The sequence below is a fragment of the Rhizobium sp. Root1203 genome (genome assembly GCF_001424945.1).
GTDB lineage: Bacteria > Pseudomonadota > Alphaproteobacteria > Rhizobiales > Rhizobiaceae > Rhizobium.
On the sequence record NZ_LMCW01000002.1, the window covers coordinates 23,443 to 36,281 of the forward strand.

A 12,839-nucleotide genomic window follows, 5' to 3' on the forward strand; every position below is an offset into this window, starting at 1 on the left:
ATGGCAGTCAGTGCGAACCGGCTCGAACTTCTGCAGATCGCAGATGCAGTGGCGCGCGAAAAGGTCATCGACCGCGAGATCGTGCTTGCCGCAATGGCAGATGCGATTCAGAAAGCGGCGCGCTCGCGTTATGGCACTGAATCCAATATCCGCGCCGACATCAATCCGAAGACCGGCGAAATCCGCCTGCAGCGCCTTCTCGAAGTCGTCGAAAAGGCAGAGGACTATTCGACCCAGATCCCGCTGGAACTGGCCCGCGACCGCAACCCGGATGCTGCTCTTGGCGATTTCATCGCCGATCCGCTGCCGCCGATGGATTTCGGCCGTATCGCTGCCCAGTCCGCCAAGCAGGTCATCGTCCAGAAGGTCCGCGAAGCTGAGCGTGACCGCCAGTTCGACGAATTCAAGGATCGCGTCGGCGAAATCGTCAACGGCACGGTCAAGCGCGTCGAATACGGCAACGTCATCGTCGACCTCGGCCGTGGCGAAGGTATCATTCGCCGCGACGAAATGATCCCGCGCGAAAACGTCCGCTATGGCGATCGTGTCCGTGCCTATGTCTATGACGTCCGTCGCGAACAGCGCGGACCGCAGATTTTCCTGTCGCGCACGCATCCGCAGTTCATGGTGAAGCTCTTCACCATGGAAGTGCCGGAAATCTACGACGGTATCATCCAGGTGAAGTCGGTTGCCCGCGATCCGGGCTCGCGCGCCAAGATTGCCGTGATCTCGAACGATAGCTCGATCGATCCGGTCGGTGCCTGCGTCGGTATGCGCGGTTCGCGCGTCCAGGCCGTCGTCGGCGAGCTCCAGGGCGAAAAGATCGACATTATTCCGTGGTCGCAGGACCCGGCGACTTTCGTCGTCAACGCATTGCAGCCGGCTGAAGTCGCCAAGGTCGTTCTCGATGAGGACGCAGAGCGCATTGAAGTCGTGGTTCCGGACGAACAGCTGTCGCTGGCGATCGGTCGCCGCGGCCAGAACGTTCGCCTCGCGTCGCAGCTGACCGGCTGGGACATCGATATCATGACGGAAGCCGAAGAATCCGAGCGCCGTCAGAAGGAATTCAACGAGCGCACCAACCTGTTCATGGATTCGCTCGACGTCGACGAAATGGTCGGCCAGGTTCTGGCCTCCGAAGGCTTCGCCGCCGTTGAAGAACTCGCCTACGTCGATCTCGACGAAATTGCCTCGATCGATGGCTTTGACGAAGAGACGGCACAGGAAATCCAGCAGCGCGCCCGCGAGTATCTGGAGCGCCTGGAAGCCGAAATGGACGACAAGCGCAAGGCGCTCGGCGTCGAAGACGAGCTGCGCCAGATCGACGGCATGACCGCACAGATGATGGTCGCCCTCGGCGAAGACGGCATCAAGACGATCGAGGACTTCGCTGGCTGCGCTGCTGACGATCTCGTCGGCTGGAGCGAGCGCAAGAACGGCGAGACGAAGAAGTTCGAAGGTCTGTTCTCGAAGTTCGACGTGTCGCGCGTCGAAGCGGAACAGATGGTTGTTCAGGCCCGCCTTGCGGTTGGCTGGATCACTGAAGAAGACCTGGCGAAGGAAGCGGAAGCTGAAGAAGCTCCCGAGGCCGAGCAGGAAGTTTAATGTCTGCGCGTGAGCCGACCGTTTCTCCTGAGGACGACGATCTTGCAGGATATGACGTGAATGGTCGCATGTGCATCGTGACGCGCGAAAGCGGATCGCCTGATGAGCTGATCCGCTTCGTTGCCGCTCCCGATGGGACAGTGGTCGCCGATCTGAAGCGACAGCTTCCGGGACGCGGCTGCTGGGTAAAGGTCGATCGTTCGCTGGTCGACAAGGCCGTGGCGAAGAAGCTCTTTGCGCGGGCTTTGAAGGCGGATGTGAAGGCGGCTGCCGATCTCGGTGAAACCGTCGAAAAGCTGTTGATGCAGCAGTTGATGCAGATGATGAACATGGCCCGCAAGGCCGGGCAGTTCGTCAGCGGGTCCGCGAAGGTGGATGCCGCAGTCAGGAGCGGCGCCGCCATCGCGGTGTTCCATTCGACGGACGCCGCAGCCGACGGCGTGAGAAAGATCGACCAGGCCCGCAAGGCCTGGCACCTCGGAATGGAGACCGAGGAGGAAATACCTTCCTACCGCCTCTTCTCGGAGGGCGAAATGGAAGGCCTGATGGGCCAGAACGCTTTTATCCATGCTGCAGTGCTTGCAGGGCAGGCGGGTGAGGGTGTAGTGAAGCGCGCAAAGATGCTCGAACAGTACCGCAATGGCGGTCAGTCCCGGGCAGCGGGCGGCGCTGGCCGGCAAAAACAATGATACGGTCACCGGCTTTGTCCGGTCCCAACATCATTGATCGACAGTATTTGATTGACAGGGCCTGATGACGTCATCGCTCCCTGTCCGAAGGAACGGGAACGAATGACCGATAGCAATGACGACAAGACACTGGGCGGCGCGGGCAAGAAGACTCTGACCCTGAAACCGTCGGGGATGAGCCAGGGCACCGTGCGCCAGGATATGGGTCGCGGGCGCACCAAGGCGGTCGTTGTCGAGACCCGCAAGCGGCGTCCGATGCGTCCTGAAGACGAACGTCCGATCACGCCGGCCGCACCGGCGGCTCCTGTCCGCGCCGCTGAACCTGCGCCAGCGCCCGCTCCTGCACCTGTCCAGGCTCGCGCTCCACAGGCGCCCCAGCCGCGCATTCACCAGCCGGGTGGTCAGCAGCGTCCGCAGCAGCCGTCCTCGCAGTCGCCCCGCCAGCAGGATCGTCCGCGTCCGGTGGTCCTGAACCACCTGTCGCCGGAAGAAATGGATGCCCGTCGCCGCGCGCTTGCCATGGCGCAAGTCCGCGACGCGGAAGATGCCGTGCGTCGTGCCGAGGAAGAAAAGCGCCGCGCAGCCGAGGAAATCGTACGCCAGGCCGCCGAAGCGGAAGAAGCGAAGGTTCGGGCCGCCGAAGAGGCGATACGCGCCGCTGAAGCTGCCGCCGCTCCTGCCCCGGCAGCGCCTGTCGCCGCCGAAGCAAGCGCCGCAGCACCGCGCGTCCAGTCGGCCGCTCCGGCCGTCCGCCGCCCTGACGCCGCATCGCCGTCGCAGGCGCGTCCGGCTCCCGGTGGCGCCGCTGCTCCGGCCGTTCGCGGTCGCCGTGAAAACGAAACCGAAGATCGTGCCGCTCCCCGCGGTGCTCCGGCTCGTGGCCGCGTCGTACGCCCCGAACCGGCAAAGCCCGTGACCACGCGGCCGAAGACGGAAGACGAACGTCGCCGCGGCAAGCTGACGATCGGCACTGCAGGCGTCGACGACGACGGCACCGCACGGGGTCGCTCGATGGCCGCGATGCGTCGCCGCCAGGAAAAATTCCGCCGGAGCCAGATGCAGGAAACCCGCGAAAAGGTTGTTCGCGAAGTTGTCCTGCCTGAGACCATCACCATTCAGGAACTGTCGCAGCGCATGTCCGAACGTGCAGTCGACGTCATCAAGTACCTGATGAAGGAAGGCCAAATGATGAAGCCGGGCGACGTCATCGACGCCGACCTTGCCGAACTCATCGCCGGCGAATTCGGCCACACGGTCAAGCGCGTCTCTGAATCCGACGTCGAACTCGGCATCTTCAACGTTGCCGACGAAGCAGGCGAGCTCGTCTCGCGTCCGCCGGTCGTCACCATCATGGGTCACGTCGACCACGGCAAGACCTCGCTGCTCGACGCCATTCGCAAGACCAGCGTCGTGTCCGGCGAAGCCGGCGGCATCACCCAGCATATCGGTGCATATCAGGTCGAACAGAACGGCCAGAAGATCACCTTCATCGACACCCCCGGCCACGCCGCCTTTACGGCAATGCGTGCTCGTGGTGCCCAGGCGACCGACATCGCCATCCTGGTGGTCGCGGCCGACGACAGTGTCATGCCGCAGACGATTGAATCGATCAACCACGCCAAGGCGGCCGGTGTTCCGATCATCGTTGCGATCAACAAGGTCGACAAGCACGAGGCTGATCCGCAGAAGGTTCGCAACCAGCTGCTGCAGCACGAAGTCTTCGTGGAATCCATGGGCGGCGAAGTGCTCGACGTCGAGGTTTCGGCAAAGACGGGGCTCAATCTGGACAAGCTTCTCGAAGCCGTCCTGCTGCAGGCCGAAATTCTGGACCTCAAGGCCAATCCGAACCGCACGGCGGAAGGTACGGTCATCGAAGCCCAGCTCGACCGCGGTCGCGGTGCGGTTGCCACCGTTCTCGTGCAGAACGGTACGCTGCGCCCCGGTCAGATCATCGTTGCCGGCGACGTCTGGGGTCGTGTCCGCGCCCTGGTCACCGACAAGGGCGATCATGTGAAGGAAGCAGGCCCGGCCGCTCCGGTCGAGGTTCTCGGTCTTTCAGGCACTCCGGCTGCCGGCGACAAGTTCGCCGTGGTCGAAAACGAGAGCCGCGCCCGCGAAATATCGGAATATCGCCAGCGTCTCGCGCGTGATAAGGCGGCTGCCCGCCTGTCCGGCCAGCGCGGTTCGCTCGAGCAGATGATGACGCAGCTGCAGACCGCTGGCGTGAAGGAATTCCCGCTGGTGATCAAGGGCGACGTGCAGGGCTCGATCGAAGCCATTGCCGGCGCGCTCGACAAGCTCGGCACCGACGAAGTCCGTGCCCGCATCGTGCATTCCGGTGCCGGCGGCATCACGGAGTCCGACGTCTCGCTGGCCGAAGCGTCCAACGCTGCGATCATCGGCTTCAATGTCCGTGCGAACGCGCAGGCCCGTGCGTTTGCCGATCGCCAGGGCATCGAGATCCGCTACTACAACATCATCTACGACCTCGTGGATGATGTGAAGGCGGCGATGTCCGGCCTGCTCTCTCCGGAGCGTCGCGAAACCTTCCTCGGCAACGCCGAGATCCTCGAGGTGTTCAACATCACGAAGGTTGGCAAGGTCGCAGGTTGCCGTGTCGTCGAAGGCAAGGTCGAACGTGGTGCAGGCGTCCGCCTGGTGCGCGACAACGTCGTCATCCACGAAGGCAAGCTCAAGACGCTCAAGCGCTTCAAGGACGAAGTATCGGAAGTTCCGGTCGGTCAGGAGTGCGGCATGGCCTTCGAGAACTACGAAGACATCCGTGCAGGCGACACGATCGAATGCTTCCGTGTCGAGCATATCACCCGCACACTCTGATCGTGCGAGACTAGAACTGTGGACGGGCGCCGGATCATATGAGGCCGGCGCCCGAACCTTTTGAGGCAAGAAGAATGGCAACAAAACCGACCTCCGCGCAAACGCAGCGCATGCTGCGCGTCGGCGAGCAGGTGCGCGCCGCGATCACGCAGGTTCTTCAGCGCGGCGAAGTGCGCGATGACCTGATCGAAAAGACCGTCATATCCATTTCAGAAGTTCGCATGTCGACGGATCTGAAGGTTGCGACGGCCTTCGTCACACCGCTGGGCGTGGCCGACCATGACGCGATCATCGCCGCCCTGAACCGTCACGCCAAATATATCCGTGGCCGTCTCGGCCCGCAGCTCCGGCAGATGAAATACATGCCGGAAGTCCGTTTCCGCGACGATACGAGCTTCGACAACTACAAGAAGATCGATGCGTTGCTGCGCTCTCCCGAGGTCATGCGTGATCTCGGTGACAGCGATACCGAAGAACAATAATAGAAGAGCCTTATGTCCAAACCACGCAAGCCCAAAGGCCGTCCGATCTCGGGCTGGCTTATCCTTGACAAGCCTGTCGACTTCGGCTCGACGGAAGCCGTTTCCAAGATCAAATGGCTGTTCAAGGCGCAGAAGTGCGGTCATGCCGGCACGCTCGATCCGCTCGCCTCAGGCATGCTGCCGATCGCACTCGGCGACGCGACAAAGACGGTTCCCTATGTCATGGACGGTCGCAAGGTCTACGAATTCACCGTGACCTGGGGCGAGGAACGCGCCACGGACGACCTCGAAGGCGACGTCACCCAGAGCTCCGATACGCGCCCGACCGAACAGCAGATACGCGATCTGCTGCCTCAGTATACCGGCGTTATCAGTCAGATCCCGCCGCAGTTCTCCGCCATCAAGATATCAGGCGAGCGTGCCTATGATCTGGCGCGCGAAGGCGAGACGGTGGAAATTCCCTCGCGCGAGGTCGAAATATTCCGCCTGACGCTGCTTGGCTGCCCGGACGCTGACACCGCGCATTTCGAAGTCGAGTGCGGCAAGGGAACCTATGTGCGGGCATTGGCACGCGATTTCGGCCGGGAGTTTGGCTGCTACGGTCACGTCTCCGGTCTTCGCCGCACTTTTGTCGCGCCCTTTGCCGAAGAAAGCATGATCCCGCTGGCGGACTTGGTGGCCCTTGAGGAAATCGAGGACATGGACGAGCGCCTGGCTGCGCTCGACGCCCTGCTGATTGAAACCAGCGAAGCGCTCTCCGCATTGCCGCATCTCGTTGTCAACGACGATCAGGCGCATCGCCTGAAGATGGGCAACCCCATTCTCGTCCGTGGCAGGGACGCCCCGGTCGACGAAAGCGAAGCCTATGCCACGGCACGGGGCAAGCTCGTCGCGATCGGCGAAATCGGTCAGGGAGAGTTCCGCCCCAAACGCGTCTTCGGCTGAGAAAACTGCCTGAGGGCGCGCGTCCAGGCATGCCTCTTCCCTTTGCTGCCTGAATGGTTTATAGGCAGCGCCAGCATCAGGCACGGCCTGAGTGCCTTCGCGGCCAAAGCTGGACGACATCCCGGCTTTTGGCGACCTTATCTCCTCTCATCGAAAGGAACATACGATGTCGATTACTGCTGAGCGCAAGACGGCTCTGATCAAGGAATACGCAACGTTCGAAGGCGACACCGGTTCACCGGAAGTTCAGGTCGCGATCCTGACCGAGCGTATCAACAACCTGACCGGCCACTTCAAGGACCACAAGAAGGATAACCATTCCCGCCGTGGTCTGCTGACGATGGTTTCCAGCCGCCGCTCGCTTCTTGACTACCTCAAGAAGAAGAACGAAGGCCGCTACACCAAGCTGATCACCAGCCTGGGTATTCGCCGCTAATCATTTTCCGGCGGGCGCTTCTTATGGGCGCCCGCCGGATGCTTTTCGGGAGCTTGGTTCCCGATGAAATTTTGCCGCCGCGCGCTATATCAAGCGCGGTAGAACTGCTCGGCGGACCCGGATGGGCCGGATCTGCCAAACCAACCGTTGGCCTGTCATGGGGCAGGATTGCCGGATGCTTTCGGTCAGGGCTGCAGGAGCCTTGGCCTCGCTTCTCTCGGAAGTCGTCGTTGAAAAGCATCCCGCTGTCTTGCCCATGATGTGTCACATTGTTGCGGTCGACTGTGCGCTGTGTCCGATGGATTGCGGCGCGTGCTCCCGCATTGAAGGACAAGACATATGTTTGACACCCATACCGTGGAAATCGAGTGGGCAGGCCGCCCGCTGAAGCTCGAAACCGGCAAGATCGCCCGTCAGGCTGACGGCGCCGTTCTCGCGACCTACGGCGAAACAGTGGTTCTCGCCACGGTCGTTTCCGCCAAGGCGCCGAAGCCGGGCCAGGACTTCTTCCCGCTGACCGTCAACTACCAGGAAAAGACCTACGCAGCCGGCAAGATCCCCGGCGGCTACTTCAAGCGCGAAGGTCGTCCGTCTGAAAAGGAAACGCTGGTTTCGCGTCTGATCGACCGCCCGATCCGCCCGCTGTTCCCGGAAGGCTACAAGAACGACACCCAGGTCGTCGTCACGGTCATCCAGCACGATCTTGAAAACGATCCGGACGTTCTGTCGATGGTCGCGGCTTCCGCTGCGCTGACGCTCTCCGGCGTTCCCTTCATGGGCCCGGTCGGCGGCGCCCGCGTCGGCTACATCAACGGCGAATATGTTCTCAACCCGCACCTCGACGAGATGGAAGAATCGATCCTCGACCTCGTCGTTGCCGGTACTCACGACGCCGTCCTGATGGTTGAATCCGAAGCCAAGGAACTCAACGAGGAAGTCATGCTCGGCGCTGTGATGTTCGGTCACCGCGGTTTCCAGCCGGTTCTCGACGCGATCATCAAGCTCGCTGAGGTTGCCGCCAAGGAGCCCCGCGATTTCCAGCCGGAAGACCATTCCGAACTCGAAGCCGAAATGCTGAAGCTGTTCGAAGCCGAACTACGCGAAGGCTACAAGATCACCCAGAAGGCTGATCGCTACGCAGCCGTCGACGCCGTCAAGGCAAAGGTCAAGGCTCACTTCTTCCCGGAAGGCGTCGAGCCGAAGTACACTCCCGAAGTGATCGGCGCCGTGTTCAAGCACCTGCAGGCGAAGATCGTTCGTTGGAACATCCTCGACACCAAGAGCCGCATCGACGGCCGCGATCTCGAAACCGTTCGCCCGATCGTCTCGGAAGTCGGCCTCCTGCCGCGCACGCACGGTTCTGCACTCTTCACCCGCGGTGAAACGCAGGCGATCGTTGTTGCCACCCTCGGCACCGGCGAAGACGAGCAGTACGTCGACAGCCTGACGGGCATGTACAAGGAGCGCTTCCTGCTCCATTACAACTTCCCTCCCTACTCGGTTGGCGAAACCGGCCGCATGGGCTCCCCGGGTCGCCGCGAAATCGGCCACGGCAAGCTCGCATGGCGCGCTATCCGTCCGATGCTGCCGACGGCCGAGCAGTTCCCCTACACGCTGCGCGTCGTCTCCGAGATCACCGAGTCGAACGGCTCGTCCTCGATGGCCACCGTTTGCGGCACTTCGCTCGCTCTCATGGACGCAGGCGTTCCGCTTGCCAAGCCGGTTGCCGGCATCGCCATGGGCCTGATCCTCGAAGGCGATCGCTTTGCGGTCCTCTCCGACATTCTCGGTGACGAAGACCACCTCGGCGACATGGACTTCAAGGTCGCGGGTACCGCCGACGGCATCACCTCGCTGCAGATGGACATCAAGATCGCCGGCATCACCGAAGAGATCATGAAGGTCGCTCTCAGCCAGGCTCAGGGCGGGCGCAAGCACATCCTCGGCGAGATGGCCAACGCCATCACCGAAAGCCGCGGCCAGCTCGGCGAATTCGCTCCGCGCATCGAAGTCATGAACATCCCGGTCGACAAGATCCGCGAAGTCATCGGCTCCGGCGGTAAGGTCATTCGCGAAATCGTCGAAAAGACCGGCGCGAAGATCAACATCGAAGACGACGGCACCGTCAAGATCGCTTCATCTTCCGGCAAGGAAATCGAAGCGGCCCGCAAGTGGATCCACTCCATCGTTGCCGAGCCTGAGATCAACCAGATCTACGAAGGCACGGTCGTCAAGACCGCCGACTTCGGCGCTTTCGTCAACTTCTTCGGCGCCCGCGACGGCCTCGTCCACATCTCGCAGCTTGCTTCCGAGCGTGTTGCCAAGACGCAGGACGTCGTCAAGGAAGGCCAGAAGGTTTGGGTCAAGCTCCTCGGCTTCGACGAGCGCGGCAAGGTCCGCCTGTCGATGAAGGTCGTCGACCAGGCAACCGGCCAGGAAATCCCTGCCGACAAGAAGAAGGAAGAAGCAGCCGAGTAAGCTGCGCCTTCCCTAGACTTCATGGGCGCGGGGTAGTTTCCGCGCCCTTTTTGTATCCGAGAACGAGACGAGACCATGAGCCGCGACACGCTGAAGACCCTGTTCCATCCCTTTGTAAGCGGCACCGTCGAGGCGCCCGGCGAGGGCGAGCGCGTGCTGTTCCTCGGCGCCGAGGCGGGTTTCGCCCTGCCGGAGGGCTTTACCGCCTCCCTGAGCGCCGTACAGGGCTTCCGGCCGCTTTACAGGCAGTTGCTCTCCCAGCGCATCGAAACCACGCCACAGATCGAGGGTGAGGACTACGACGCGGTTCTCGTGCTCTGCAGCAAGCACAAGGGCGAGAACGAAGCGAACATCGCCACGGCACTCGGCCGCGTGAAGATCGGTGGTCTCGTCGTGATCGCCGGCGGCAAGGAAGACGGTATCCAGCCGCTGCGCAAGCGCATGGAGGCCTTCGGCCTTTCGATCGAGCACATGCCGAAGTATCACGGGGTGGCGTTCTGGTTCGGAGCACCCGCCGATGCCAGCGAGATCGTGTCCAAGTTTGCCAAGCCGCCAGTGCGCGTCGATGGCCGCTTCGTGGCTTCGGCGGGCATGTTTTCGCATGATCGCATCGATGACGGCTCGGAACTGCTTGCCTCCCGCCTGCCAGCCGATTTCACCGGCGACGTCGCCGATTTCGGAGCCGGCTGGGGCTATCTCGCGGTCGAGTTGGCTGCCCGGTCGCCGGGAGTGGGGCGTCTGGACCTCTACGAGGCCAACCACGCCGCTCTGGAGGCCGCAAAGGCCAATGTGGCGGAGAACGCCCCCAAGGTGCCTGCACGCTTCTTCTGGCACGATCTGGCTGCCGAGCCCGTCAAGGACAAGTACGACCTCGTGATCATGAACCCGCCCTTCCACGAAGGCCACGCCGCCGAGCCGTCCCTCGGCCAGGCAATGATCAAGACAGCGGCCTCATCGCTGCGCGGCGGCGGCCGCCTGCTGCTCGTGGCAAACCGTGGCCTCCCGTACGAGCCCGTGCTGGCAGCAAACTTCAAGGAAAGCGGCGAAACCTGCCGCAATGCCCGCTTCAAGGTGCTCTGGGCGAAGAAGTAGTCGCTTAGGCGCCTTCGATTTCCTTGCGAGCGACGCTTGCGAGGAGCGCGTCAGGCCACGTTCTTTCGCAGCGGCGTCAATTGCATCCAACATTCCCTTGTCGAAGGTCACGTTGGCGCAAACCGTTCGCTCGATAATACATGTTGAAATAAATAAAAAGGCCATGCGCAATATGATGCGCATGGCCTTTTGTGGTCCATAAAAGCTGTCGCTTATTCGACATCTGCCTTGCGCAGCATCTCGAGTGCCGGCATCGACGTGATGTTGTAGCCGGCGTCGACGAAGTGGATCTCGCCTGTGACACCGGCCGAAAGATCGGAGAGGAGGTACAGTGCCGAGCTTCCGACGTGATCGATCGTCACCGTCTTGCGCATCGGCGAGTTGAGCTGGTTCCACGAAAGGATCGCACGTGCGTCCGAAATCCCGGCACCGGCGAGCGTCCGGATCGGACCTGCCGAGATCGCGTTGACGCGAATACCCTGCGGGCCGTAGTCGGCGGCGAGATAACGCACGGACGCTTCGAGCGCGGCCTTGGCGACACCCATGACGTTGTAGTTCGGGATCACGCGCGTCGAGCCGTTGTAGGTCAGCGTCAGCATCGAGCCGCCGTCGTTCATCAGCGGCGCGCAGCGCTTGGCGATCTCGGTGAAGGAGAAACAGGAGATCACCATCGTGCGGCTGAAGTTGTCGCGCGTGGTGTCTGCGTAGAGACCCTTCAGCTCGTTCTTGTCGGAAAAGCCGATGGCGTGGACGATGAAGTCGAGCTTGCCCCAGCGCTCCTTGATGGCGTCTATGACACCGTCAACCGATGCGAGGTCCTCGACATCGCAGGGCAGGATGAAGTCGGAACCGACTTCAGCCGCCAGCGGCTTGACGCGTTTGCCCAGCGCATCTCCTTGAAAGGTAAAGGCGAGCTCCGCGCCCTGCGCCGCAAGTGCTTTGGAAATCCCCCAGGCGATGGAATGATTGTTCGCGACGCCCATGATGAGGCCGCGCTTACCCTGCATGATTCCCGTCATTTTATTATCCGTTAAAGCGCTGGAAGACGAGCGTGGCGTTGGTGCCGCCGAAGCCGAAGGAGTTGGAGAGGGCTATGTCGATCTTGGCGTCGTCGATGCGCTTTCGAACGATCGGAACGCCGTCGAATTCCGGGTCGAGCTCGGCGATATGTGCGCTTTCGCCGATGAAGCCGGCCTGCATCATCAGCAGCGAATAAATCGATTCCTGCACGCCGGCTGCGCCCAGCGAATGGCCTGTCAGCGACTTTGTCGACTGGATGTGCGGAATTTTGTCGCCGAAGACTTCGCGGATGGCGCCGATTTCCTTGCTGTCGCCGACCGGCGTCGAGGTGCCGTGCGTGTTGACGTAGTCGACGTTGCCCTTAACGGTGGCAAGCGCCTGGCGCATGCAGCGGATCGCGCCTTCGCCCGACGGTGCGACCATGTCGTACCCATCGGAGGTCGCGCCGTAGCCGACGATTTCGGCGTAGATCTTGGCGCCGCGTGCCTTGGCATGCTCGAGTTCTTCGAGAACGAGAACGCCGGCACCGCCTGCGATGACGAAGCCGTCGCGGCTGACGTCGTAGGCGCGGGAGGCTGTCTCGGGCGTATCGTTGTACTTGGAGGACATAGCGCCCATGGCATCGAAGAGGTTCGACATCGTCCAGTCGAGATCTTCGTGGCCGCCGGCGAACATCACGTCCTGCTTGCCCCACTGGATCATTTCAGCGGCATTGCCGATGCAGTGCGCGGAGGTCGAGCAGGCCGACGAGATCGAGTAGTTGACGCCATGGATCTTGAACCAGGTCGCGAGAGTGGCCGACGCGGTCGAGGACATCGCCTTCGGCACGGCAAACGGACCGATGCGCTTCGGGCTGTTGTTCTTGATGGTGATCTCGGCAGCTTCGATGAGCGTGCGGGTGGACGGGCCGCCCGAACCCATGATGATGCCCGTGCGTTCGTTGTTGCTGATGTCGCCTTCTTCCAGACCGGAATCGGCGATCGCCTGCTTCATCGCCACATGATTCCAGGCGCCGCCCTGCGACAGGAAGCGCATGGCGCGGCGATCGACCAGGTCGGTCGGATCGAGCGTTGGACGACCCCAGACCTGGCACTTGAAGCCGTGTTCGGCAAAATCGTTGGAGAAGGAAATGCCGGACTTGGCATCGCGTAGCGAGGCAGTGACCTCGGCGGCATCATTGCCGATCGAGGAAACAACGCCCAGACCCGTGACAACTACCCGTCTCATGTGCTTCGACCTTTTCGTTTTTTCTAA

The 12,839-nt window shown here is 62.0% G+C and carries 10 protein-coding genes; 8 read left to right on the plus strand and 2 right to left on the minus strand.

Going from position 1 to position 12,839, the window contains the following annotated elements:
- The 8 genes from nusA (at position 1) to ASC97_RS03750 (ending at position 10,565) form a co-directional block, all read left to right on the plus strand.
- Positions 1-1,605 (plus strand): transcription termination factor NusA, encoded by a 1,605-nt coding sequence (gene nusA, locus ASC97_RS03715; RefSeq protein WP_057467035.1) that lies wholly within the window; start codon positions 1-3, stop codon positions 1,603-1,605.
- The gene (locus tag ASC97_RS03720; RefSeq protein ID WP_057467036.1) at positions 1,605-2,294 is read left to right on the plus strand and encodes an RNA-binding protein; all 690 of its coding nucleotides are present in this window, start codon (positions 1,605-1,607) and stop codon (positions 2,292-2,294) included. Before nusA ends, ASC97_RS03720 begins: the two co-directional genes overlap by 1 nt.
- A gap of 102 nt (positions 2,295-2,396) precedes the next feature.
- Positions 2,397-5,132 carry a translation initiation factor IF-2 gene (gene infB / locus ASC97_RS03725; protein ID WP_057467037.1) on the plus strand — a complete coding sequence of 912 codons (2,736 nt, stop codon included), beginning with the start codon at positions 2,397-2,399 and terminating at the stop codon, positions 5,130-5,132.
- A 74-nt stretch (positions 5,133-5,206) separates the two neighbouring features.
- Positions 5,207-5,614 carry a 30S ribosome-binding factor RbfA gene (rbfA, locus tag ASC97_RS03730; protein WP_057467038.1) on the plus strand — a complete coding sequence of 136 codons (408 nt, stop codon included), beginning with the start codon at positions 5,207-5,209 and terminating at the stop codon, positions 5,612-5,614.
- A gap of 12 nt (positions 5,615-5,626) precedes the next feature.
- The gene (gene truB / locus ASC97_RS03735) at positions 5,627-6,559 is read left to right on the plus strand and encodes a tRNA pseudouridine(55) synthase TruB (RefSeq protein ID WP_057467039.1); all 933 of its coding nucleotides are present in this window, start codon (positions 5,627-5,629) and stop codon (positions 6,557-6,559) included.
- A gap of 166 nt (positions 6,560-6,725) precedes the next feature.
- Positions 6,726-6,995 carry a 30S ribosomal protein S15 gene (rpsO, locus tag ASC97_RS03740; protein ID WP_025659731.1) on the plus strand — a complete coding sequence of 90 codons (270 nt, stop codon included), beginning with the start codon at positions 6,726-6,728 and terminating at the stop codon, positions 6,993-6,995.
- Between the two features lie 339 nt (positions 6,996-7,334).
- Positions 7,335-9,473: a polyribonucleotide nucleotidyltransferase gene (gene pnp, locus ASC97_RS03745; protein WP_057467040.1), complete on the plus strand. Its 2,139-nt coding sequence runs from the start codon at positions 7,335-7,337 to the stop codon at positions 9,471-9,473.
- A 75-nt stretch (positions 9,474-9,548) separates the two neighbouring features.
- Positions 9,549-10,565 (plus strand): class I SAM-dependent methyltransferase, encoded by a 1,017-nt coding sequence (locus ASC97_RS03750; protein WP_057467041.1) that lies wholly within the window; start codon positions 9,549-9,551, stop codon positions 10,563-10,565.
- Positions 10,566-10,777: 212 nt separating this feature from the next.
- Here the strand turns inward: ASC97_RS03750 and fabI are convergent, their stop codons facing one another.
- Entirely contained in the window at positions 10,778-11,584 is an 807-nt protein-coding gene (gene fabI, locus ASC97_RS03755; protein ID WP_057467042.1) for an enoyl-ACP reductase FabI, read from the minus strand.
- 4 nt (positions 11,585-11,588) lie between these two features.
- The gene (gene fabB, locus ASC97_RS03760; protein ID WP_057467043.1) at positions 11,589-12,812 is read right to left on the minus strand and encodes a beta-ketoacyl-ACP synthase I; all 1,224 of its coding nucleotides are present in this window, start codon (positions 12,810-12,812) and stop codon (positions 11,589-11,591) included.
- Positions 12,813-12,839 lie beyond the last annotated feature (27 nt).